19 protein-coding genes and 1 pseudogene are annotated in these 17949 nt (G+C 73.7%); 8 read left to right on the top strand and 12 right to left on the bottom strand.

From position 1 onward, the window contains the following. Positions 1 to 8: 8 nt before the first annotated feature. Positions 9 to 1361 carry a BTAD domain-containing putative transcriptional regulator gene (locus HA073_RS28600; protein WP_166457722.1) on the bottom strand — a complete coding sequence of 451 codons (1353 nt, stop codon included), beginning with the start codon at positions 1359 to 1361 and terminating at the stop codon, positions 9 to 11. Positions 1362 to 1537: 176 nt separating this feature from the next. Here HA073_RS28600 and HA073_RS28595 point away from each other — a divergent pair, with 176 nt between their 5' ends. Then, entirely contained in the window at positions 1538 to 2068 is a 531-nt protein-coding gene (locus tag HA073_RS28595; protein ID WP_043327926.1) for a hypothetical protein, read from the top strand. Positions 2069 to 2105: 37 nt separating this feature from the next. On the opposite strand, the gene ispF is transcribed toward HA073_RS28595, so the two are convergent. Beyond that, positions 2106 to 2588: a 2-C-methyl-D-erythritol 2,4-cyclodiphosphate synthase gene (ispF, locus tag HA073_RS28590; protein WP_043327925.1), complete on the bottom strand. Its 483-nt coding sequence runs from the start codon at positions 2586 to 2588 to the stop codon at positions 2106 to 2108. A gap of 163 nt (positions 2589 to 2751) precedes the next feature. Here ispF and HA073_RS28585 point away from each other — a divergent pair, with 163 nt between their 5' ends. Next, complete coding sequence (locus HA073_RS28585; RefSeq protein ID WP_197494894.1) at positions 2752 to 3858, top strand: hypothetical protein; 1107 nt, start codon at positions 2752 to 2754, stop codon at positions 3856 to 3858. Positions 3859 to 3866: 8 nt separating this feature from the next. Here the strand turns inward: HA073_RS28585 and ispD are convergent, their stop codons facing one another. Together ispD and HA073_RS28575 are read right to left on the bottom strand one after the other, a co-directional pair. Next, complete coding sequence (gene ispD, locus HA073_RS28580) at positions 3867 to 4562, bottom strand: 2-C-methyl-D-erythritol 4-phosphate cytidylyltransferase (protein WP_069089192.1); 696 nt, start codon at positions 4560 to 4562, stop codon at positions 3867 to 3869. 53 nt (positions 4563 to 4615) lie between these two features. Continuing rightward, positions 4616 to 5101, bottom strand: coding sequence for a CarD family transcriptional regulator (locus HA073_RS28575; protein WP_007073334.1), 486 nt, complete (start codon positions 5099 to 5101; stop codon positions 4616 to 4618). Between the two features lie 328 nt (positions 5102 to 5429). On the opposite strand from HA073_RS28575, the gene HA073_RS28570 reads away from it, so the two are divergent. Next, complete coding sequence (locus HA073_RS28570; RefSeq protein ID WP_043327922.1) at positions 5430 to 6125, top strand: hypothetical protein; 696 nt, start codon at positions 5430 to 5432, stop codon at positions 6123 to 6125. A 7-nt stretch (positions 6126 to 6132) separates the two neighbouring features. Here HA073_RS28570 and HA073_RS28565 read toward each other — a convergent pair whose 3' ends face one another. The 4 genes from HA073_RS28565 to HA073_RS28550 are packed head-to-tail and all read right to left on the bottom strand — an operon-like array spanning position 6133 to position 9827. Then, positions 6133 to 6732 carry a hypothetical protein gene (locus tag HA073_RS28565; protein WP_166457721.1) on the bottom strand — a complete coding sequence of 200 codons (600 nt, stop codon included), beginning with the start codon at positions 6730 to 6732 and terminating at the stop codon, positions 6133 to 6135. Positions 6733 to 6771: 39 nt separating this feature from the next. After that, on the bottom strand, positions 6772 to 7818 hold the full coding sequence (locus HA073_RS28560; RefSeq protein WP_205798899.1) for a type III polyketide synthase: 1047 nt from the start codon (positions 7816 to 7818) through the stop codon (positions 6772 to 6774). 44 nt (positions 7819 to 7862) lie between these two features. After that, a complete protein-coding gene (locus tag HA073_RS28555) occupies positions 7863 to 9029 on the bottom strand; it encodes an acyl-CoA dehydrogenase family protein (RefSeq protein WP_043327919.1) in 1167 nt (388 codons plus the stop codon). Positions 9030 to 9071: 42 nt separating this feature from the next. Beyond that, positions 9072 to 9827 carry a methyltransferase domain-containing protein gene (locus HA073_RS28550; RefSeq protein WP_166457720.1) on the bottom strand — a complete coding sequence of 252 codons (756 nt, stop codon included), beginning with the start codon at positions 9825 to 9827 and terminating at the stop codon, positions 9072 to 9074. A gap of 45 nt (positions 9828 to 9872) precedes the next feature. Between HA073_RS28550 and HA073_RS28545 the strand changes: the two genes are divergently transcribed. The 4 genes from HA073_RS28545 to disA all read left to right on the top strand — a co-directional run bounded on the left by HA073_RS28545 (position 9873) and on the right by disA (position 14465). Then, a complete protein-coding gene (locus tag HA073_RS28545; RefSeq protein ID WP_166457719.1) occupies positions 9873 to 10703 on the top strand; it encodes a UbiA family prenyltransferase in 831 nt (276 codons plus the stop codon). Between the two features lie 142 nt (positions 10704 to 10845). Then, positions 10846 to 11595 carry a hypothetical protein gene (locus HA073_RS28540; RefSeq protein ID WP_043330867.1) on the top strand — a complete coding sequence of 250 codons (750 nt, stop codon included), beginning with the start codon at positions 10846 to 10848 and terminating at the stop codon, positions 11593 to 11595. 104 nt (positions 11596 to 11699) lie between these two features. Next, a complete protein-coding gene (radA, locus tag HA073_RS28535) occupies positions 11700 to 13145 on the top strand; it encodes a DNA repair protein RadA (protein WP_064446858.1) in 1446 nt (481 codons plus the stop codon). A gap of 129 nt (positions 13146 to 13274) precedes the next feature. Next, positions 13275 to 14465, top strand: a complete 1191-nt coding sequence (gene disA / locus HA073_RS28530; protein ID WP_030502855.1) for a DNA integrity scanning diadenylate cyclase DisA — start codon at positions 13275 to 13277, stop codon at positions 14463 to 14465. Between the two features lie 8 nt (positions 14466 to 14473). Here disA and HA073_RS28525 read toward each other — a convergent pair whose 3' ends face one another. From HA073_RS28525 to HA073_RS28515, 3 genes are all read right to left on the bottom strand, one after another. Further along, positions 14474 to 15238 (bottom strand): hypothetical protein, encoded by a 765-nt coding sequence (locus tag HA073_RS28525; RefSeq protein ID WP_166457718.1) that lies wholly within the window; start codon positions 15236 to 15238, stop codon positions 14474 to 14476. Between the two features lie 105 nt (positions 15239 to 15343). Then, positions 15344 to 15907, bottom strand: a complete 564-nt coding sequence (locus HA073_RS28520; RefSeq protein ID WP_043327917.1) for a peptide deformylase — start codon at positions 15905 to 15907, stop codon at positions 15344 to 15346. Beyond that, positions 15904 to 16416, bottom strand: a complete 513-nt coding sequence (locus HA073_RS28515) for a glycine cleavage system protein R (protein ID WP_013288949.1) — start codon at positions 16414 to 16416, stop codon at positions 15904 to 15906. Before HA073_RS28515 ends, HA073_RS28520 begins: the two co-directional genes overlap by 4 nt. A 96-nt stretch (positions 16417 to 16512) precedes the next feature. Between HA073_RS28515 and HA073_RS28510 the strand changes: the two genes are divergently transcribed. Next, a complete protein-coding gene (locus HA073_RS28510; protein ID WP_166457717.1) occupies positions 16513 to 17412 on the top strand; it encodes an A/G-specific adenine glycosylase in 900 nt (299 codons plus the stop codon). A gap of 236 nt (positions 17413 to 17648) precedes the next feature. Here HA073_RS28510 and HA073_RS28505 read toward each other — a convergent pair. Next, positions 17649 to 17949 (bottom strand): annotated as a pseudogene (locus HA073_RS28505) (NDP-hexose 4-ketoreductase); the annotation flags it as partial.

Genomic DNA, 17949 nt, shown 5'->3' with positions numbered 1-17949 from the left:
TCCCGTCGTCAGGAACTCCGGCAGGCGACGCCCGCCCGGCCGCCACACGTCCCGAGGCTGCACCACCGGCGCAGCCCGCTCTCGTCCAGGAACAACCACCCGCAGCTCCGGTCCGGGCAGGCCCGCACGGTGAACCGGGCCGGATCGGCGAGCAGTTGCGCGCCGCTGAACGCGGCGGCGTGCACCGGCACCCGAAGGCCGGCGGCGAGGTCCGGCCACCAGCGACCGCGTCCGTCGACCGCGCGCCGGAACGCGAGCGTACGGGCGGCGGCCTCGGCGGCCCGGGCGACCGCTTCGAAGGCCGGGCCGTCGTCCGGGTCGACCAGGCTGGCGTAGAGCGCGGCGCGGAGCGTACGGGCCTCGTCGAGCACCACCTCCGCCGTGCCGGGATCGCGCCGGGCGAGGTGAAGCAGACGGTTCATCGACACCTCGTCCACCAGCCCGACATGACCGGCCCAGACGGCAAGGGTGCGATAGCCGCGCAGCCACTCGGCGCCGGGCAACGGGGACTCGCGCCCCCAACCGGCGAGGGTGTTGCAGAAGTCCAGGGCCGGGTGGCCGCCCACGCTCCACGGCAGGCTCTCGTCGTTCACCCGGATCTCGTGCATCGGCCGGCCGACCCGGTCCAGGCGGTCGTCGCCCGCGAGCACCCGCCGCTGCACCTCGCGGAGCCGGGGCCCCGGCTCGACACCGAAGTCGGCCACGAGCAGGTCCCGCGTGGCGCGGTAGAGGCGCAGCGCGTCGGCCCGCCGGGCACCCCGGTACAGGGCGGTCATCAGGACCGCCACGAGGTGTTCCCGCGTCGGGTGCTCGGCGGCCAGCGGCAGCAGTTCGGCGATCGCCCGCGTGTGCTGGCCCAACGCGAGCTGCGCCTCGGCCCGTAGCTCCACGGCCACCAGGCGCAGCTCCTCGACAGTGCCGTGCAGCCGGTGCCGCAGCTCGTCGTCCGCCGCGTCGGCGAGCAACGGCCCGCGCCAGAGAGCCAGCGCCCGGTCGAGCGACCGCACCCGCTCGGCGGGATCGGCGGCTCGCCCGGCACTCCGGACCAGTTCGGCGAACTCGTCGACGTCGACCCGGTGCCCGTCCTCCTCGACCACGTAGCCCTCGCCCCGGGTGCTGATCCGCACTCCGTACGCGTGGAGCGAGCCCCGCAGCCGCCCGACGTACGTCTGCACCACGCCCCGAGCGGCGGCCGGCGGCCGGCCGTTCCAGAGCAGGTCGATGAGGCGGTCGGTCGGCACCACGCGCCCCACGTCGAGCAGCAGCATCCCGAGCAGGCATCGCTCCTGGCGTCGGCTGCCGACCTCGACCGGCCGACCGTCGTGGCGGGCCTCGAACGGCCCGAGCAGGCGGAACTCCATACCGAACAGGACCGGTCGATCCGGGCCGGAGGTTGCCGTGCGGCGGTGATCGCATGGTCAGCCGTCCGGTCGTCCGGTCCGCCCGCTCGGAACGGCTCCGCACAGTGCGGTCAGCCCGTGGTGAGCCGGCCCGGCGATCCTGACCGCCCTGACCACCGACGAGATGGAGAGCGGACATGCGTTTCAGGATGAGCGTCGCGGTGGCGGCGGTTGTGGCAGTGGTTGTCGCGGCGCTACCCGGCTCGGCGACCGCCGCGCCGGACCGGCACCACGGCGTCGGCGCCTGGGAGCCGGCCCCACAGGCGCCATTCGAGTTGCCCGCCGGCGCGCGATGCGAGTTCGCGGTACGCGTGGAGCCGATCGTGGACGAGGTGCGCAAGTTGACGCTCGCCACGTATCCGGACGGCGCACCGAAGCGGGAACTGTTCACCGGCGCCCTGATCAACCGGGTGACGAACCTGGAGACCGGCGCCACGTCCACCGCTGACGCGAGCGGCACCTCGCTCGTCGACTACCGCACCGACGGCTCGATGACCTGGTACGTGACCGGGCCGGTGCTCCTCGGCTTCCGGGAGAACGCCGGCACGCTGCCGAAGGGGCTGTGGATCGTCGACGGCCAGTTCCGGGTGGAGTTCTCCCCCACCTACGACAAGACCATCACGATGCTCCACGGCACGACCCACAACGTCTGCACCGACGTCGACTGATCGGGTGACGCGGTGACCGGCGTCCCCGGTCACCGCGTCAGTCGGCCGGGGCCTCGTAGACCAGGGCCACCGCGATCCCGGCCAGCCCTTCCCCACGCCCGGTGAAGCCGAGGCCGTCGGTGGTCGCAGCGGACACGGTCACCGGCGCGCCGACCGCCTCGGAGAGCACCCGCTGCGCTTCCTCCCGGCGCGGCCCGATCTTGGGGCGGTTGCCGACGACCTGCACCGACACGTTGCCGATCCGGAAGCCCGCCGCCCGTACCCGGCGCGCGCTCTCGGTCAGCAGCGCCACCCCGGAGGCACCGGCCCACTCCGGCTGGTCCACCCCGAAGTTCGCGCCCAGGTCACCGAGGCCGGCGGCGGAGAGCAGCGCGTTGCAGGCGGCGTGCGCCGCCACGTCGGCGTCGGAGTGACCGGCCAGGCCGTCCTGGTCCGGCCAGTGCAGGCCCGCGACCCAGCAGGGCCGCCCGGCCGCGAACGCGTGCACGTCGGTGCCGACGGCCACCCGAGGAACGATCATGACCAGAGGGTACGCGCTGCGCCTTGACGGCCGCCCGGGCTGTGGTTAGCTTGGTTTCTGTACGCCCCAGTGTCGCCTCTGCCTCGCGCATGCGCCTGGGGCTCTTTCTTGCCGTCGGCGCGCCGGACAATCCGCCGCGATCGTCACGCTTAGCATCCAGTCCGTGACGCCACACCCCCATGCGCGAACCGTGCATCACTGGATCTCCCTCGGCAGGTTCCATCCCTATCTGGCTGCCGCCGGTGGCGACGAGAGCAAGGCCTGTGAGCTTTACGAGTGGAGCGTCGCCCTGACGGGCGCGTCGTTCGAGGCGTTTCACTACGTCGAGGTCGTCACCCGCAACGCGATAGATCGGGAGATGAGGGCGCACCTCAACGAGCCGGGCCGCGGTATCCCATGGTTCCTTCTGACGGTCAGCGGTAAGCGCCAGGTGCAGGATGGAATCGATCGAAACGTCTCCGAGGTCCGCGCGCGCTTGCGTCGAGAGCACTCCCAGAAGGAAACCCGCGACCAAATCATCGCGGGCTTGAGCTTCGGCTTCTGGGTCTCGATGTTGGGTTCGGAGCACGAGCAACTCTGGCGGGAGGCCCTGCACCGCGCCTTCCCCTACTCGTCCGGCAAGCGCCACGATGTCGCCAGCGCCATGAATGCCCTCCGGGTGTTCCGCAATCGGCTGGCTCATCATGATTCGCTTCTCGCCACCGACGTGCCGTTCCGCCTCAGCCAGATGATCGATGTCGTCGCGTGGGCGGACCCGGACGCCGCCCGCTGGCTCAGGAGGATCGAGCGGGTGACCGAGGTGCACCGACTGCGCCCAGCCGCCCGCAACGACACCGTGGTGGTCCCCGCCAGGAACGCATGGGGGCTCTATCAGTCGACGCGAGCGTACGTCTGCCAGGCGGGCAGATCATTTCAACCTGTGGATCATCTGGCCTTCTACTCTCAGCGCCAGATCCTTCCAGAGGTGCCCAAGATTCTCTTTCGGCTCGACAACGTCGATTGGACAGTCGGTGAGGTGAACCGGCTCCGAGCGACGGGCGAACGGCGCGACGCCCTCCTCGCCGACATCATCGAGGTCAGCCGCAAGCAGGGGTGGACCGAAGGGCGCTATCAGGTATTCGGCCTCACCGCGCCAGGTTCGGCTGGCCACCTGACGCTACCGACGCCCATCCCGCATCACAGCCGAGGCAGAGGTAGCGCCTTCACCCAGGGTCAGCGGTATGTCGTCCGAGACCGCCTGCGCCGGGCTCGATCCACCGCCGACCTGTGAGGAGTACGTCAGGCGCCGGTGGACAGCAGGTGTTCGGCCAGGGACAGGTCGAACGGGCGGGTGATCTTCAGGGCCAGCTCGGAGCCGGGTACGCAGGTGACCGCGATCCCCTGCTTCTCGACCAGCCCGGCGTCGTCGGTGAGCGCGTCACCCGCCGACCGGTGGGCCGCGAGCAGTACCGAGCGGCGGAAGCCCTGCGGCGTCTGGACCGCCCGCAACGCGGACCGGTCGACGGTGCCGAGCACCCGCTCGGCCGCGTCGACCTCCTTGACGGTGTCGACCACCGGCAGCACCGGGATCACCGCGTCGTGCCCGTCGCGGACCGCCGCCGCCACCGACTCGACCAGGCCCGGCGGGGTGAGCGCACGGGCGGCGTCGTGCACCAGGACGATCTCCGGACCGGCGGGCACCGCTGCGAGAGCCGCCGCCACCGACGCCTGGCGCTCGGCGCCACCGGGCACCACTGTCACCGGCGCCACGGGCGCCAGCATCGCGCGTACCGCCTCGACCTCGGTGGCCGGTGCGGCCACCACGATCGTGTGCACCGAGGGCGCGGCGGCGACCCGGCGGACGGCGTGCACGAGCAGTGGTTCACCGGCGAGCGGGCGGAGCGCCTTGGGGGCGCCGGGTCCGAGGCGTACGCCGGCACCGGCCGCAGGAACGAGGACCGCGACGTCACCGCGCGGATTGAGCTGCGCGGTCACGTCGCGGTCCTCGGATTCGTTCGCTGCGGGGTGGGTAGAGGCAGAGGTGTGGATCAGGCCTCGGTCAGCACCTTGTCGAGCAGCGTCTCGGCCTCGTCCTTGGTGCTCTTCTCGGCCAGCGCGACCTCGCCGACGAGAATGTCACGAGCCTTGGCGAGCATCCGCTTCTCGCCCGCCGACAGGCCCCGCTCCCGCTCCCGGCGCCACAGGTCGCGGACGACCTCGGCCACCTTCAGCGGGTTACCGGAGGCCAGCTTCTCCAGATTCGCCTTGTAACGCCGCGACCAGTTGGTCGGCTCCTCGGTGTGTGGTGCACGGAGCACGTCGAAGACCTTGCCCAGGCCCTCTTCGCCAACCACCTCGCGCACACCCACGATCTCGGCGTTCTCGGCGGGAACCCGGACCGTCAGGTCACCCTGTGCGACCCTCAGGACGAGGTATTGCTTGGGCTCGCCCTTGATGACCCGAGTCTCGATTGCCTCGATGAGTGCGGCCCCGTGGTGGGGGTAAACAACGGTCTCGCCGACACTGAAAACCATAGGTTCGAAACCCCTTTCGCTGTGTCTAGGGTAACACGCTCAGGCACCGATGTCTCACCGCTGTCCTGACCGTTGGCGCAGCTCAGGGGCCCTGTGAGAGGTATTTCTTCAGCTTGACAGGCGGCCAAACCGATGGTTTCGACACGCTCCGTGAGGATCACGTGACAACCCGGTAAGGGGTGACGGGAGCGTCCAGATCTAGGGCAATGCGCTCCTTCCATGGTAGCTCCGCAAGTCCGTCCGCGCCCAGGTGTGGCGTTACGGCGGCCGGTGCGGGACGCTGGGAGAGGACGCGACGTCCGCTCACCGAGACGTTCCTGGGGGTCCGATGGGCGTGCCTGACGCTGACGGCCAGGGGCCGCCGGACGGGCTCCCGGGCCTGCCCCCGGAGTGGGGCCGCGTGGTCGTCCCGGACGACGCCTCGGCGCTCGCCGACGAGGCCCGGCAGGTCCGCCGGGAGCTACGGCGGGCACGAACGGCCGCCGGCCGCCGCACCGGCTCGCTCCGCCTCGGACTACCGGCGCTGATCCTGCTCGTATCGGTGCTGATCACACTCGCCGGCCTCGCGGCGGTCACCTGGCCACGCGCCACCCGGTCCGGCGCACCGACAGTGCTCCCCCACGGCGGCGGCGCAGCGCCGCAACCGGTCGGCCCGCTTCCCGCGCTGGACCTGGTCGGCGCAGACGACGTGCCGGTGCCGCTGCGCAGCATGCTGCCCGCCATGATCATCCTGACCGACGCCTGCGCCTGCGCCGAGCAGGTCACCGCGGCGGCCGGAGCCGCCCCGCCCGGCGTCACGGTGGTCACCGTGACCGCGGGCCGGCGGGCCGGCTCGGCGAGCGTCCCGGGGGTACGCCCACTCGGCGACCCGGCCGGCGGGCTGCGCTCCTACCTGCACCTGTCCGCCCAGCCCGGCATCGCCCCGGCGCTGCTGGTGGACCGGCAGGGCGCGCTGGTGCGGGTGGTGCCGGAGCTGGGCCCGCTGTCGGACTACCGGGCCGACCTGGCCCGGCTGGCCGGCTGACCGACGGTCAGTAGAGCGCCTCGAGCCGGGCGTCCAGCTCGGCCCGGCCCCGGATCGCGACGAACCGCATCTGCACCAGTTCGTCCCTGCCGCCCATCACCGGTACGTCCAGCTGCCCGCCGCAGCGCAGCGCCCGCCGTAAGTCGTCGTCCCCGAGGCCGGAGACGAGTACGACGACCAGCCCGTCACCGGCGCAGCTCACCGACAGCCGGTAGTTGTCGCCCCGCGTAGGCCGTACCTGCCGGACGACAGGCGGCCCGCCCGGCGTCAGCCGGGACCTCTCCCGCCACACGACGTGCGACACCTGGAGCAGACGCGTCGTGCCGTCGTCCTCCACCCGTATCACCACCGAGCGGTCCGGCTCGGCACGCGGCACGCGGCGGTTGTCCAACGCCGCTTCGCGCCCGGCGCGTGGCACCGGACGCGCTTCGCCCGTCGACGGGTCGACCCGCCAGTTGCGCGGGGCCAGATCCACGCTCGCGGGCGCGGCCGACGTGGCCGGGCCGGGCTGCGGGGCCGCCGACCGCCACCAGGCCGAGCCGAGCAACAGCGCCAGGACGGTCAGGCCGGCCAGCAACGCCCGCCCGTCCCGCTCCTCGGAGGCCATGCGGGCAGCGTATCGGCGCGGCGCGACCGGGGCGACCCGTCAGCCCACGCGTTCCAGCAGCGCCGCGTAGAGCGTCAGCCCCGGCCCGAACGCGAGCATCACCACCCAGCGCGGCGGCGACGGCTCCGTACGCCACAGCCGGTCCAGGATCAGCAGCGTCGTCGGGGACGAACAGTTGCCGTGCTCGGCGAGCGTCCCCCGGGAGGCGGCGAGCCCGTCCGGCGGCAGCGCCAGCTCACGCTCCACCACGTTGAGGATCCGCGGCCCGCCCGGGTGCACCGCCCAGCCGTCCACGTCGGAGCGTTCGCACCCGTGCCGTGCCAGCAGCTCGTCGACCAGGGTCCGCACGTGCCGGGAGAGGACCTGCGGCACCTTTGGCGACAGCCCCATCCGGAAGCCGGTGTCGGTGACGTCCCACGTCATGTGGTCGGCCGTGGAGGTGTCGGTGACCGAGGTGACCTCGCGCAGCGCGTACCCCCGGCCGCCGGGGACGACCACGGCGGCGACCGCGGCGTCCGAGAACAGCGCGTGGGAGACGATCTGCTGGGTGTCCACCCGGGCGCCCGGCGGCTGGATGTGCAGGCTGGTCAGCTCCGCGCAGAGCAGCAGCGCGGGACGCCCCCGGGCGGTGACGAAGTCGCTCGCCGCGCCCAGCCCGGGCAGGGCCGCGTAGCAGCCCATGTGCCCGACGAACATGCGCTGGGTGCTCGGCGACATGCCGAGGTCCCGGGCGAGCAGGATGTCCAGGCCCGGGGTGGCGTACCCGGTGCAGGAGCAGACGATGAACATCCCGATGTCGGCGGCGTCCAGGCCGGCGGCGGTGAGCGCCCGGCTGACCGCCTCCTTGCCCAGCGGCAGCGCCTCGACCTGGTAGCGGCGCATCCGGCGCTCGGTCGGCCACTCCGAGACGTCCTCCAGCAGCGGGTTGACCGCCGCCTGCCGCCGGGTGACGCCCGAGTTCGCGAAGATCCGCTGCGCCAGCGCCCGGGTGTTCCCCTGGAAGTGCCCCGCGAAGAAACCCGTCCACAGCTCGTCCTGGTCCGCGCCCGGCGGATGCGCCGTACCCAGGCCCGCGATCACCGGCATGCCCACGTCCCCCACCCCTCCCTCATCTCTCGCACCAACCCTGGTCACCAACGAGGGAGCGCGCTGTCCCGGTCCGGGTCGCCGCCGAGCGCGGCGATGCCGAGCCAGTCGGCGCACACGTCGGACGTGGCCGGGTGCAGCGAACCGCAGCGGGCGTCCCGGTAGAGCCGCTCCAGCGGATGCCCGCGCCGGGTCGCCGAGGTGCCGGCCGCCTCCAGCATCGAGGCCGCGACCTCGGCGGCGGTGGTGCCGGCCAGCAGCTTGGCCCGCCACACCCAGCGGTTCGTCTCGGCGTCGCCGGGCGCCTCGTCGACCCGGCGGGCCGCCTCGGCGACCACCAGTTCGGCGGCGGCGGTGGCCGCGTCCGCCCGGCCCAGGCGGGCCCGCACCGCGGGCAGCCCGGCGAGGTTGCGGGCGTTGAGGTGCTCGGCGGCCGCGTCGATCGCGGCCCGGGCCACGCCCACGTAGACCGCCGCGTAGCTCGCCACCAGCCAGTGCGGCATGAGCTGCGCGACCACCAGAGCCAGCCCCTCGACGCCGCCGAGCAGCCGGTCGGCCGGAACCGTCACGTCCAGGTGCACGTCGTGCGACGAGGTGGCCCGCATGCCGAGCGAGTCCCAGGTGGGCTCCACGGTGATCCCGTCCCCGGCCGGGACCAGGAACTGCGACACCACCGACTGGTCGGCGGCGCTGCGGGCAGCCACCAGGTAGCCGTCCGGGTGGCCGGCGCCGGAGCAGAACGTCTTGCTGCCCTTGATGTGCCAGCCGCCCTCGACCGGCTCGTAGACGGTGCTGAGCTGCGACAGCCGGGCGCCGGCGCCGCGTTCGCTCATCGCCACCGCGTACCAGGCGCCGTCGGCCGCCGCGCGCAGCAGCCGGTCCCGCGCCGCAAGCGCCTCATCCGGTACGCCGAGCGCCTCGGCCAGTTCCTCGGTGACCGCGCCCAGCGCGCCGGTGACCGAGGCGTGCATGTTGAACACCAGCGCGGTCGCGCCGTTGCCCCGGGCCAGCTCGGTGGCGACCGCCGCGTACTCGGCGAAGCTCGCGCCCGCGCCACCCAGCTCGGGCGGCACCATCAGCCCGAACAGCCCGGCCGCCCGCAGGTCCGCGAAGTCTTCCACGGGGAACGAGCCGTCGCGGTCGTGCCCGGCCGCGCGGGCGGCCAGTCGCGGCGCCAACCGGCGGGCCGCCTCCAGCGCGTGCACAGTCATGTCGCCCCCTTCTCGGCGTCCCTTTACCCCGGGCGGCCCCGGCTACCCGCCCCGGCGCCCCCAGCCCTGGTACAGCACCGCCGCCGACCGGGTCGGCACCATGCGCGGCTCGGTCCTCGCCGGACGGTCGCCGCCGCGCATACGGCGCAGCAACCAGGCAAGCGTGCCGCCCAACTCCGGGCGGACCCCGCGTACCTCGAGCGACACGCCGTGCCGGGCGCACTCGGCGACGAGCGCGCGGGCGTCGACGAACAACCGGGGGTCGTGGATGCCGCGCGGCACTGTGGGCAGCCGTTCGCCCAGCTCCACCGCGACCAGCCGGGCCAGCAGCGTGTCGTTCAGCGTGTCCAGCACCAGCAGGCCGCCGGGCCGCAGCAGCCGGCACGCCTCGGCGACCGCGCGCCGCCAGTCCGGCACGTGCTCCAGCACCTCTCCGGCGGAGACCACCGCCGCGCAGGCGTCGGTCAGCGGCACCGCCGTCGCGTCGCCCTGGACCGCTGTCACCCCGTGGTCGGCGGCCTGGTCCAGCGCGGAGCGGGTCAGGTCCACCCCGACGTGGCGGTAGCCCTTGCCGGCCAGGTGCGGGGCCAGCAGCCCGGCGCCGCAGCCCAGATCGACGAGCAGATCGTCCGGCGTGGACGCCGGTGGCACCAGCGCCGCGCGCGCCCGCGCCAGCCAGTGCAGCATCGCGAACGCGCCGTCCGGCCGCCACCACTCGTCGGCCAGATCGTCGTACTGCCGGGGGTCGTTCGGCGGCAGCACCCGGTGCGGAGTGGACACCCCGGGCACGTCAGGCATGCGTCGAGCGTGGCACGACTGCCCGGTAACGACCAGACTTCCCTTATGTCGACACGGGTGTTAGGGCTGGTCAAGGCGAGCCATCCGGAACCCGCTGCGGCGGTCACCGTGGTCGCCGCGCTGCTCGCCGCCGGCGCCGGGCACTCCGCGGCCGGCGTCGCGGCGGTGGCGCTGACGGTGCTGGCCAGCCAGCTCGCTGTCGGCTGGAGCAACGATCTGATCGACGCCGAGCGGGACGCCGCGGTGGGGCGTACCGACAAACCGGTGACCACCGGCGCGGTCAGCCGGCCGGCGCTGGCCCGGGCCGTCGTGGTCGCAGTCGTCGCCACCCCGCTGCTGGCGCTGGCCGGCGGCCCGGCCGCGGCGGCCTGCGCCACGCTGGGCCTGGTCTCCGCGCTGCTCTACAACCGGCCGCTGAAGTCGACGGCGGTGTCGGTGCTGCCCTACGCGGTCTCGTTCGGCGCGCTGCCCGCGTTCGTGGTGCTGGCGCTGCCCGGCTCGCCCGCGCCGCCGGCCTGGCTGGTGGCCGCCGCCGCGCTGCTGGGCGCCGGCGCGCACTTCGCGAACGTGCTGCCCGACCTGGCCGACGACGCCCGGACCGGGGTGCGCGGCCTGCCGCACCGGCTGGGCCCCGCCGGCAGCCGGCTCGCCGCCGCCGGGCTACTCCTGGCGGCCACCGTCGCGCTGGTCTTCGGCCCGCCGGGACCGCCGTCGTGGGCCGGGCTGTCGGCCGTCGCCGCCGCCGTCGCCGTGCCGGCCCTCGGCTGGTACGCGGGACGCGCCGCCGCCGGACGCTCGGCGAGCGCCTTCCGGGCGGTGCTGGTGGTGGCGCTCATCGATGTGCTGCTGCTGGTGACGAGCGGCCGGGTGGTCTGACGGTCTCCCTCGCCGGGTGGCATTGCCGGGTCCGCGTGCGGGCCTCGATCAGCTCCAACTACCCTGGAGCGCGGTCTGCGCGGGTATGGCCACCCCGTGCCCGGTGGTCGACCGGGCGGGGATCGTGACGAGGAGGACCGACGTGACGCGCTCGATCAGGGGTTCCCGGGGGCCGGCCCTGCTGCTGGCCGGCACGGCGGCGGCGAGCCTGCTGCTGTCCGGGTGCGGCACCGGGCAGATTTCCGAGACCGCCAACAAGATCCCGTCGGTACAGGGCGTCAACGTCCAGACCTCCGACAACCTGTACAAGGTGCGCGGTCTCTACGTGCGGACGCCGGGGCCGAAGGGCTACGAGGCGGGGTCGAACGCGCCGGTCAACGTGGTGATCTACAACGACAGCGAGAAGCCGGTGACCGTGACGGTCACCACCGACAGCGCCCGGGAGATCGTGCTCACCGGTTCCGGCGCGGGCGAGAGCGGCGCCGCCACCCCGACCGGTTCGCCCACCGAGCCGGGCACCGCCTCGCCGACCGCGAGCGACCCGAGCGCGTCGCCGAGCCAGTCGCTGGGGACGTCCGAGTCGCCGTCGGCCAGCCCGTCGCCGAGCGAGACCGGGTCCGCGCCCGCCGGTCAGCCGGCCCGGATCGAGATCCCGGCGCTCAGCTACGCCCAGCTCAACGCCGACAACCCGCGGTTCCTCCAGCTCGTCGGCCTGAACCAGAAGCTGCTCGTCGGCCAGCAGGTCAACCTGACCTTCGACTTCGGCGACGGCAAGGTCATCACGACCCCGGCGCCGATCGGCATCCCGCTGACCGCGGAGCCCACCCCGTCCAAGATCGTCAACCCGCGTGAGCACGGGGCCGAGGACGGTGGCGTCGAGGGCGGCCACTGACCCCCGTCCTCCTTCCGTCGGCACCGCCGCCGTGGCCAGCGCCACGCCGGCGGTGTCGCCGTTTCCGGTGGGCTTTCGTCGTACGGGCCGGTTAGCGTCCTGTGGTGACCACGCCCCGATCGACCCCCTCCCGTGCCGGTGCCGGCCGCGGTCGCGCCGCCCGTGAGCCCCGTCCGGCCTACGAGTGCGACGCCTGCGGTCACCAGCCCCCGAAGTGGGTGGGCCGGTGCCCCGAGTGCGGCGAGTGGGGCTCGGTGGTCGAGTCCACGATCACCGGCCCGCTGGTCTCCGGCCGGGTGGTCAGCTCGCGGATGCCGGCCGAGCCGGCCCGGCCGATCGCCACCATCAGCGCCGCGCCCGCCCGCGCCCGGGCCACCGGCGTCAGCGAGCTCGACCGGGTGCTCGGCGGCGGCCTCGTTCCCGGCGCGGTGGTGCTGCTCGCCGGTGAGCCGGGCGTGGGCAAGTCGACGCTGCTGCTCGACGTGGCCCAGCAGTGGGCCGCCGGGGCCGGCAGCCCGTCGCTGGTGGTCAGCGGCGAGGAGTCGGTCAGCCAGGTGCGGCTGCGCGCCGAGCGGATGGGCACCCTGCACGACCAGCTCTACCTGGCCGCCGAGAGCGACCTGTCGGCGGTGCTCGGCCACCTCGACGCGGTCAAGCCCGGCCTGCTGGTGCTCGACTCGGTGCAGACCATCTCCACCACCGGCACCGAGGGCGTGCCCGGCGGCGTCACCCAGGTCCGCGCGGTCACCGCCGCCCTGGTCGCGGTCGCCAAGGAGCGCGGCATCGCCACCGTGCTGGTCGGCCACGTCACCAAGGACGGCCAGGTGGCCGGCCCCCGGGTGCTGGAACACCTGGTCGACGTGGTGCTGCACTTCGAGGGCGACAAGCACTCCTCGCTGCGCATGGTGCGCGGCGTGAAGAACCGCTTCGGCGCGGCCGACGAGGTGGGCTGCTTCGAGATGCACGAGGGCGGCATCAGCAGCCTGGCCGACCCGTCCGGCCTGTTCCTGACCCGCTACTCCGAGCCGGTGCCGGGCACCTGCGTGACGGTGGCGATGGAGGGGCGCCGGGCGCTGGTGACGGAGGTGCAGGCGCTGATCGGGGCCACCGTCGCCGGGTCGCCGCGGCGTACCGTCTCCGGCCTCGACAGCGCCCGGCTCGCCATGGTTCTCGCGGTGCTCCAGCGCCGGACCGAGCGGCTCACGCTGCACGACCGGGAGGTCTTCGCCGCCACTGTCGGCGGCATCCGGGTGGTCGAGCCGGCGGCCGACCTGGCGGTGGCGCTCGCGGTCGCCTCCGGCGGGCTCAACCTGGCGCTCAACCCGCATCTGGTGGCCATCGGCGAGGTCGGGCTCACCGGCGAGGTCCGTCGGGTCGGCGCGGTGCCCCGCCGGCTGTCCGAGGCGGCCCGGCTGGGCTTCCGGCTGGCCCTCGTGCCGCCCGGGTGCGGGCCGGAGAGCAGCGGCGCCGGGCCGGAGAACATGCGCGTGATCGAGGTCACTGACGTGCGGGCCGCCCTCCAGGCCGCCGCCCGCGCATCGGCGGAGTGACACGGTGGGATCCGCCGGGCGTTCCCGGACACGCGGCGCAGCCCGTGAAGAGCCGCCCGAGCCGGGCATCGTGACACATCACAGTAACCACGAGAGCACCCACCGCACGGCAGTCCGTAGACTGTGCCCGTGCCGATCGACCGCGATGCCACCAAGCCCGCAACGGCGACGCCGCACGCCCGTACCGGCGCCGTGAGCGGCAACCCCGCTCGTGCCATCAGCGTGAGCGTCAACGGAAGCGTCGGCGGCGGGGCCGGTGGCGACCCGCTGCGCGCCAACCTCGCCCTGATGGCTCCCGGCACCGCCCTGCGGGACGGCCTGGAGCGGATCCTGCGCGGCCGCACCGGCGCGCTGATCGTGCTCGGCTACGACAAGGTGGTCGAGCAGATCTGCACCGGCGGCTTCCCGATGGACGTGGAGTTCTCCGCCACCCGGGTCCGGGAGCTGTGCAAGATGGACGGCGCTGTCGTCCTCTCCAGCGACGGCACCCGGATCGTGCAGGCCGGCGTGCACCTGATGCCCGACCCGTCGATCCCGACCGAGGAGTCCGGCACCCGGCACCGCACCGCCGAGCGGGTGGCCCGGCAGACCGGCTACCCGGTCATCTCGGTCAGCCAGTCGATGCGGATCATCAGCCTCTACGTCAACGGCCAGCGGCACGTGCTGGACGACTCGGCGGCCATCCTGTCCCGCGCCAACCAGGCGCTGGCCACGCTGGAGCGCTACAAGCTGCGGCTGGACGAGGTCTCCGGCACGCTCTCCGCGCTGGAGATCGAGGATCTGGTCACCGTCCGCGACGCGGTGGCTGTGGTGCAGCGGCTGGAGATGGTCCGCCGCATCGCCGACGAGATCGCCGGTTACGTGGTGGAGCTGGGCACCGACGGCCGTCTGCTGGCCCTTCAGCTCGACGAGCTGATGGCCGGCGTGGACGCCGACCGCACCCTGGTCATCCGCGACTACCTGCCGGTCGGCCGCAAGTCACGCACCCTGGACGAGGCGCTCGTCGAACTCGACCTGCTCAGCGCCACCGAGCTGATCGATCTCGTGGCTGTCGCCAAGGCGATCGGCTACCCGTCCGCCTCCGACGCGCTCGACGCGGCGGTCAGCCCGCGCGGGTTCCGCCTGCTCGCCAAGGTGCCCCGGCTGCCGGTCGCCGTGGTCGACCGGCTGGTGGTGCACTTCGGCAGCCTCCAGCGGCTGCTCGGCGCGACAGTGGAAGACCTCCAGGCCGTCGAGGGCGTGGGCGACGCACGCGCCCGTGGGGTCCGCGAGGGCCTGTCCCGGCTCGCCGAGGCATCCATCCTCGAACGGTACGTCTGACCGACCGCTCAGCTGGTGATGGTCAGCTTCACCGGCTCGCTGATCTTGGTGCCGACGCGGGCGAACACCTGGTACGCGCCGATCGCCGCGAACTCACCGTTCGCGAGCCCGTTGGCGCACCGGTTGTCCACCCGGCCGTTCCAGCCCAGCTCGTAGGAGCGCTCGAAGTTCGGCGTGAACGACTGCGGATCCGAGCCCTTGCCGGTGCCGCACGTGTCCGAGGACCAGATCTTCTCCGCGCCCGCCTTGATGTACAGCTCCTGCAGATCGGCGCCCACGTCCCGGCTGCACGTCCGGTTCGACACGTTCTTGACCTTGAGGCGCAGCGTGACCACAGTGCCCCGCTGGGCGGTGGCCGGCACCGCGACCGGCGTCACCAGCAGCTCCGAGTCGGTGCAGTTGCCGTCGTCCGAGACCGGCTGCCCGTTCGCGCCGCCGTTACCGGTGCCGCCGCCGTTGTTCGCGCCGCCGCCGGTGTTGCCGCCGCCGTCGCCCGTACCGCCGCCGGTGTTACCGCCGGTGCTGCCGCCGCCCGCGTCACCGGCCGTCGGTGACGGGCTGCCCGACTGCGGGGTCAGCACCGAGCCGGACGGGGCCGGCTCAGCCCCGGCGGAACCGGTCGGCGACGGGTCCGTGCCCGGCGCGCCGGTGTTGCGGTCCGTGCCGGTGCACGAGTAGAGCAGGACAATCAGGAAGAGCAGGCCCGCTCCGAGCACGACGGCACGACGCCGCCAGTACACGGCAGGGGGCAGGGGGCCGACCGTCAGACGCATGATGCGCCTACCGTAGCCGCGCGGCGCACGGCTCGCCGGTCCGACGCGCCGGGAACCCGCCGCCGTACGGCCGCCTCCGTCCACACCGGATAGCCGCCACCACCGTCAGAGGTAGACCTTGCGCTGGTAGATCGCGTGCGCGCCGGCCACCCGGTCGAGGAAGAGCAACCCGGCACAGTGGTCGATCTCGTGCTGGAGCGCGCGCGCCTCGAAACCGTCGGTCACCAGCCGGACCGGCTCCCCGGTGCCCGGCAGCACGCCCTCGACCACCAGCCGGCTGGCCCGCTTCACGTCGCCGGTCAGGTCCGGCACCGACATGCAGCCCTCCCGGCCGGCCTTCCACCGGCTCGCCTCCACCACCCGCGCGTTGCAGAGCACGAACGTGCCGTGCACGGTGACCGCCTTCGGGTGCCCGGTGACGTCCACCGCGAACACCTGCGCGCTCACCCCCACCTGCGGCGCCGCCAGACCCACACAGCCGGGCGAGACCCGCATCGTGGCCACCAGGTCAGCGGCGAGGCGTACCACCTCGGCAGACGTCGGGTCGACCTCCGGGCCGGGTTGGCTCAGCACCGGCTCCGGGGCGGTGACCACCGGACGTACCTCGCCGGGGACGCCGAGCTTCTCCGGGGTCCAGCCGCCCAGGCCCGCGTACTCCGGCCCGGTCACAGCAGATCCGTGTCCGCCGGGCGGAGGCTGACCCCGACACCCAGCTCCGCCGCGACGCGGGTGAGCCGGCCGGCCACCTCGTCGGAGACGCCCGGCGGCAGCTCGACCTCGGCGACCACCACGTAGAGCGAACCGGTCAACCGCGTGCTCAGGTCGGTCACGTTCCCGCCCGCGTCGGTGAGCACCCGGGTCATAGCCGCCACGATGCCCATCCGGTCGGCGCCGTGCACCGCCAGCACGTACGGCTCCCCGGTGGGCTCACTGCCGCCGTCCGGCGTGACCGCGCGTACGGTGGCCAGCAGATGCCCGTCGGCGGCGAGCGGGGCCAGCGCGGCCTCGACGTCGGCGGCGGCCGGGCCCACGCAGATCAGGGTCATCGCGAAGTGTCCACGCAGCCGGGTCATAGTCGAGTCGGTGAGGTTCGCGCCGAGCCGGGCGAGGACCTCCGCGACGTCGGCCACGATGCCCGGCCGGTCCCGGCCGATGACGGTGATCGCGAGCTCGTTCATTCGGACATTCTGCCCCGTCGCCCATGATCGATCGCGCCCGGCCACCCGCCCCGCCCAACCTGCGGGAAAGACAGCCGTGACATGATCGGCGGCGCGATGTCCGAGCCCACATTCGCCACCCAGGTCAGCCGGTGGTACGAGCGCAACGCCCGCGACCTGCCCTGGCGCAAGCCGGGCATCGGCGCCTGGGCGATCCTGGTCAGCGAGGTCATGCTCCAGCAGACGCCGGTGGTCCGGGTGGTGCCCGCCTGGGAGGCGTGGCTGGCCCGCTGGCCGGATCCGTGCGCGCTCGCCGAGGACACCCCGGCCGAGGCGATCCGGATGTGGGGACGGCTCGGCTACCCCCGCCGGGCGGTACGCCTGCGCGAATGCGCGGTGGCCGTCGTGGAGCGGCACGGCGGCGTGGTACCCGACCGGCTCGATCATCTGCTGGCGCTGCCCGGCGTCGGCACGTACACGGCTCGCGCGGTCGCCGCTTTCGCGTACGGGCAGCGGCACCCCGTGGTGGACACGAATGTCCGGCGGGTTGTGTGCCGGGCGATCGCCGGTGAACCCGACGCCGGTCCGACGACCCGCCCGGCCGACCTGGTCGCCACCGAGGAGCTGCTGCCGATCGAGCCGGCCGCCGCCGCGCTGGCGAGCGCCGCGTTCATGGAACTCGGGGCGGTCGTCTGCACCGCCCGCGCCCCGCGCTGCGCGATCTGCCCCGTCGAGTCGAGCTGCGCCTGGCGGGCGTCCGGCCAGGCGGCCCCCACGGGACCGACGCGCCGCCCGCAGCGCTACGCCGGCACCGACCGGCAGGTACGCGGGCTGCTGCTCGCCGTGCTGCGGGAGTCCACCGGGCCGGTGCCGCATCAGCGGCTGGACCAGGTCTGGCACGACGACGTGCAGCGGGCGCGAGCGCTGGCCGGCCTGGTCACGGACGGCCTGGTGGAACCGGTGGGCGAGGAGTCGTTCCGCCTGGCCGGCGACGGCCCCGCCGTCCCCCTCCCCTGACCGCCCCCACCCCACCCCTCCCACCCCGACCCCGACCCCGCCTCCGCCTCCGCCCGCCCTCGGCTCGCCCCGTTGATCATGAAGTTAGCAGCGACAAATCGGGCGCCAAGTGCGGTCAACCTCATGATCGACCACGGCAGGGCTGGGGCGAGGAGGGCGTGGTGGGTGGGCACGGAAAGGCGACGGCCCCGGTGGCTTTCGCCTACCGGGGCCGTCGCCCTCGAACTGTGCGAACCTTACGCGGCGTCGTCCGCGCCGGTGGCGGCGGTGCCGCCGAGGTCCGCCGGGACCGCGTCCGGCACGGCGTCCGGCCGGTCCGCGCCCCGGAAGACGAGCTTGGACTTGTCGATGTCCTCCGGGTCGCCCTCGCAGTCCACGACCACGATCTGACCCGGGGTCAGCTCGTTGAACAGGATCCGCTCGGACAGGTTGTCCTCGATGTCGCGCTGGATCGTGCGACGCAGCGGCCGCGCGCCCAGCACCGGGTCGAAGCCCTTCTTCGCGAGGTACTTCTTCGCGTTGTCGGTCAGCTCCAGA

It is taken from the genome of Micromonospora sp. CMU55-4 (genome assembly GCF_011602315.1).
GTDB classification, from domain to species: domain Bacteria; phylum Actinomycetota; class Actinomycetes; order Mycobacteriales; family Micromonosporaceae; genus Micromonospora; species Micromonospora chalcea.
The sequence above is the reverse complement of the archived record's forward strand: the minus strand, read 5'-3'. Positions and strand labels throughout refer to the sequence as shown.

Coding starts and splice junctions, on each gene's coding strand:
- HA073_RS28575 (WP_007073334.1), bottom strand. CDS start 5,101: ATGGTTTTCAGTGTCGGCGAGACCGTTGTTTACCCCCACCACGGGGCC.
- HA073_RS28570 (WP_043327922.1), top strand. CDS start 5,430: ATGGGCGTGCCTGACGCTGACGGCCAGGGGCCGCCGGACGGGCTCCCG.
- HA073_RS28550 (WP_166457720.1), bottom strand. CDS start 9,827: ATGCCTGACGTGCCCGGGGTGTCCACTCCGCACCGGGTGCTGCCGCCG.
- ispF (WP_043327925.1), bottom strand. CDS start 2,588: ATGATCGTTCCTCGGGTGGCCGTCGGCACCGACGTGCACGCGTTCGCG.
- HA073_RS28600 (WP_166457722.1), bottom strand. CDS start 1,361: ATGGAGTTCCGCCTGCTCGGGCCGTTCGAGGCCCGCCACGACGGTCGG.
- HA073_RS28595 (WP_043327926.1), top strand. CDS start 1,538: ATGCGTTTCAGGATGAGCGTCGCGGTGGCGGCGGTTGTGGCAGTGGTT.
- HA073_RS28515 (WP_013288949.1), bottom strand. CDS start 16,416: ATGAACGAGCTCGCGATCACCGTCATCGGCCGGGACCGGCCGGGCATC.
- HA073_RS28555 (WP_043327919.1), bottom strand. CDS start 9,029: ATGACTGTGCACGCGCTGGAGGCGGCCCGCCGGTTGGCGCCGCGACTG.
- HA073_RS28545 (WP_166457719.1), top strand. CDS start 9,873: ATGTCGACACGGGTGTTAGGGCTGGTCAAGGCGAGCCATCCGGAACCC.
- HA073_RS28525 (WP_166457718.1), bottom strand. CDS start 15,238: ATGCGTCTGACGGTCGGCCCCCTGCCCCCTGCCGTGTACTGGCGGCGT.
- HA073_RS28565 (WP_166457721.1), bottom strand. CDS start 6,732: ATGGCCTCCGAGGAGCGGGACGGGCGGGCGTTGCTGGCCGGCCTGACC.
- HA073_RS28510 (WP_166457717.1), top strand. CDS start 16,513: ATGTCCGAGCCCACATTCGCCACCCAGGTCAGCCGGTGGTACGAGCGC.
- HA073_RS28560 (WP_205798899.1), bottom strand. CDS start 7,818: ATGCCGGTGATCGCGGGCCTGGGTACGGCGCATCCGCCGGGCGCGGAC.